This window comes from Thermoflexus sp. (assembly GCF_042408365.1).
In the GTDB taxonomy this organism is placed as follows: Bacteria; Chloroflexota; Anaerolineae; order Thermoflexales; family Thermoflexaceae; genus Thermoflexus.
The window spans coordinates 1-3,699 of record NZ_JBHOQJ010000052.1; the positions used below are offsets into that span (position 1 = coordinate 1).

Below are 3,699 nucleotides of genomic sequence, written 5' to 3' on the forward strand. Positions count from 1 at the left end.
ATACATGGGTAACACTTGTTCAGAGACATGGGTAACACTGGATACGATAGGGGCACGACACCTGATGCGGAGGTGGGACGTGCCCTGGAAGGAGTGCACCATGCTGTCCCTTCGGGCTGAGTTCGTACACTTGGCCTTGCAAGAAGGAGCCAACCTTCAAGCCCTGTGCCGGCGCTTTGGCATCAGCCGAAAAACTGCCTATCAATGGCTCCAGCGGTATCCCGCGGAGGGGTGGGAAGGGCTCCAAGATCGCTCCCGACGCCCTCATTCCAGCCCTCGCCGTAGCCCACCCGCGCTGGAAGCCGCCGTGCGGGAGGTCCGCCAAGCCCACCCCACCTGGGGAGGCCGGAAGATCCAAAATGGGCTCCTGGCCCACGGACAGGTGGCCCCGGCCAGCCCCAACACCGTCACGGCGATCTTGCGGCGGCACGGCTCCATCGACCCCGACGAGGCTTCGAAGCATCGGCCCTGGGAACGCTTCGAGGCGGCGGCGCCCAATGCCTTGTGGCAAATGGACTTCAAGGGCTATTTCCCTCTGGAGGAGGGGGGATATTGCCATCCGCTCACCCTGATCGATGACCCCGCGCGGTATCTGTTGGGTTTGTGGGCGTGTCCCAATGAGACCCAAGCCACCGTGCGGGCCTGGTGGATCCAGGCTTTCCGGGAATATGGCCTGCCGGAGCGGATTTTGGTGGATAACGGGCCCCCGTGGGGGGATGGGACCAACCACGGCTATACCCTGTTGACGGTATGGTGGATCCGTCTGGGGATCCGGGTCTGCCACTCGCGCCCCTACCACCCCCAGACCCTGGGCAAAGATGAGCGCCTGCATCGCACGTTGCAGGAGGAAGTTCTGGAACAATATACGGGCTCGGGGCTGGCGGATGGGCAGGAGATCTTCACGGGCTGGCGCAATCTCTACAACCGGGAACGTCCTCACGAAGCCTTGGGCATGCAGCCGCCGGCGAGCCGATATCATCCCAGTCCCCGACCCTATCCGGAGGAGCTGCCGCCCATTGGGTATGAACCTGGGGAGATCGTCCGGAAGGTGGATAGCTCGGGCCGGATCTCGTTTCAGAACCGGGAGTTTCGGGTGGGGAAAGCCTTCCGGCACTAGCCGGTCTGCCTGCGACCCGCGGATCAGGATGGGGAATACGTTGTATTCTTCTGTCAGCAGCCCATTGCGTGTATTGATCTGCGCCATGGAACGAGTCGCCATATGTGAGTCACCCTATGTAACCCATGTCTCTGAACAAGTGTTACCCATGTGTCTGGTCTATACAGGGGAGAGGGAGAAGGGGGGAGGGGCCATCCACGCTTTCCATCCCATATCCCCAAGGCGAATGTGGACGGAGAACTACTGCTCCTTCCGGATTTGATTTTTGGGTATGGCCCAATGCGCTCTTCAGCGGTTTCCTTTTGGGGCTAGGGGCTGCCCTGCATACTCCCAAAAAACAAATCTGGATGAAGCATTACTAAGTCTTATCATCTATTCCCAATGTCCAGGAGGTTCCCATGCGTCAATGGCCGAAAACCCGTGAACGCTTTCGTCGTGCGAAAGAGGTAATGCCCTGGGGGGTCACTTCGAACTTCCGCTACTGGGGCGATGATCAGACCTTGGTCGTGAGCCGGGGAGAAGGGCCTTATATCTACGACTTGGATGGCAACCGTTATGTGGATTACCGCCTGGGATATGGTCCGGTGATCCTGGGCCACGGTCATCCAGTCGTCGTGGAGCGGGTCAGCCAGGCGATCCGGGATGGTGTGATCTTCGCGGCCACCACGGAGTGGGAGATCCGGGCCGCCGAACGGATCATCCGCATGACCGGTGTGGATATGGTTCGCTTCTCGAATTCGGGGACCGAGGCGACCATGCACGCTCTGCGGATCGCTCGGGCCTACACGGGGCGGGAGAAGGTCATCAAGTTCGAAGGGCAGTATCATGGCCATCACGATTACTTGCTTTTCTCTACTGCGATGGCCCTCCGGCAGGCGATGGGCAGCCGTCGTCATCCGATCCCCGTCACCGCCAGCTCGGGCATACCTCGAGCCATCGCTGATCTGGTCATCACCCTGCCTTTTAACGACTTCGAGGCGGTGGAGCGGACGGTGAAGGCGAAATGGGGGGATATCGCCGCCATCATCGTGGAGCCCATGCTGGGGAACAGCGCGGCCATCCTACCCCACCCAGAATTCCTCCCCTTCCTGCGGCGCCTCTGCGATGAATACGGCATCGTCTTGATTTTCGACGAGGTGAAAACTGGCTTTCGCATCGCCCGGGGCGGGGCGCAGGAATTCTTCGGCGTGCGGGCGGACCTCGTCACCTATGCCAAGGCGATGGGGAACGGTTTCCCGATCTCGGCCATCGGCGGCAAGCGGGAGCTCATGATGACCATTGAGCCGGGAGCGGTCGCCCATGCCGGGACGTATAACGGGAACGTGGTCGGCACCGCCGCTGCGGACGCCACCCTGGAGGTCCTGGAGACGACGGATGCGCTGGAGCGGGCCGCGCGGGCCGGTGAACAGCTCATGAAAGGGATCAGCGAGATCCTGACCGAGGCGGGCATCCCTCACGTGGTCTCCGGCCATCCGAACATGTTCAGCTTCCTTTTGAATTTCGAGGGAACGCCCCGGGATCACCGGGATACGATGCGCAGTGACATCGAGCTGTATTCAGAGATCGGTCTGGCGTGCTACGAGCGCGGGGTGATGTTTGAGGTGGATCCCCGGGAGCCCTGGTTCACGTGCGCGGCGCACACGCCGGAAGTCGTCGATGAGACGTTGAACCGCTTCGCCGATGCCGTGCGCGCCGTCCTCAAAGGCAAACGCGTTGGCCCGGTGGAAGTGACCTCGGTGGGGAAGTAAGCACATCCGACCCCAGATTCGCACCACGGGTTCAGGAGGCGCTTCCGGGTGGTCTCTCTAAGGCGTGGGGATGATCTTTCCCCGGGGCATTTCGGTGGGGTGTAGCCAGCCATGGGATGGGGTAGGGGGACCCACAAGGGGCGCCTCCGGGCAGGCATAAGGCCTGGGCGGGCACAAGGCCCGTCCCTGCGTGAAGCATCCGCGTCCCTTATGTAAGGGCGCCCACAAGGGGCGTCCTATGCGGGCAGGCACAAGGCCTGTCCTTACGTGGGTGGAGCATCCCTGGGGGTGCCCTATAGGGGGCGGTTGTCGGCATTCGCAAGACCGTCGGATCGGCCCCGCCCACCCCAAAGTCATTCAACTTTCCCCCTCCCCGTGGCCCAAAGGGCCGCGGGGAGGGGCTGGCTCCGCACGAGTGCCGTAGACGCAACCTTCCGGCTGGTCCACATCTTAGGAGGGGCGGGCCGCGTAAGTGCCCGCCCCTCCTAGAAATTCCACGAATCGAAAGCTTGTCCCTGCGAGTTGGGGGGACCTCCTCTGTTGATTGCAACAGAGCAAGTCCCCCTAAGAAACGCAGCCCCCAATTTGGATGAGAGATGTCAGCTTTAAATTGTGACATTTATCACTACTTTGGCGATCTGCCTTTAATTATGATGAAGCTGCAAGCAGCGCCATCGCCGCCCACTCCACTGGCGTTCGCTTGCCCTGGCCCCTCCTTTCCTGCTGCGGCCCGGCTCGGATCCAGACCGAGACCGGGCCGCATGCATTTTTCGGCAGCCCCTCTATGGGGTAATTTTTTCTTCGCGGGGTGCGGGCCGTCGAAGGCGGCCCGCA

The 3,699-nt window shown here is 61.6% G+C and carries 1 protein-coding gene and 1 pseudogene; both read left to right on the plus strand.

The genetic code is table 11. The features are described from left to right. Positions 1 to 79: 79 nt before the first annotated feature. A pseudogene (locus ACFMO5_RS02415) lies at positions 80 to 1,225 on the plus strand (IS481 family transposase). Positions 1,226 to 1,515: 290 nt separating this feature from the next. After that, positions 1,516 to 2,865, plus strand: coding sequence for a guanitoxin biosynthesis PLP-dependent transaminase GntE (gene gntE / locus ACFMO5_RS02420; RefSeq protein ID WP_376791182.1), 1,350 nt, complete (start codon positions 1,516 to 1,518; stop codon positions 2,863 to 2,865). Positions 2,866 to 3,699 lie beyond the last annotated feature (834 nt).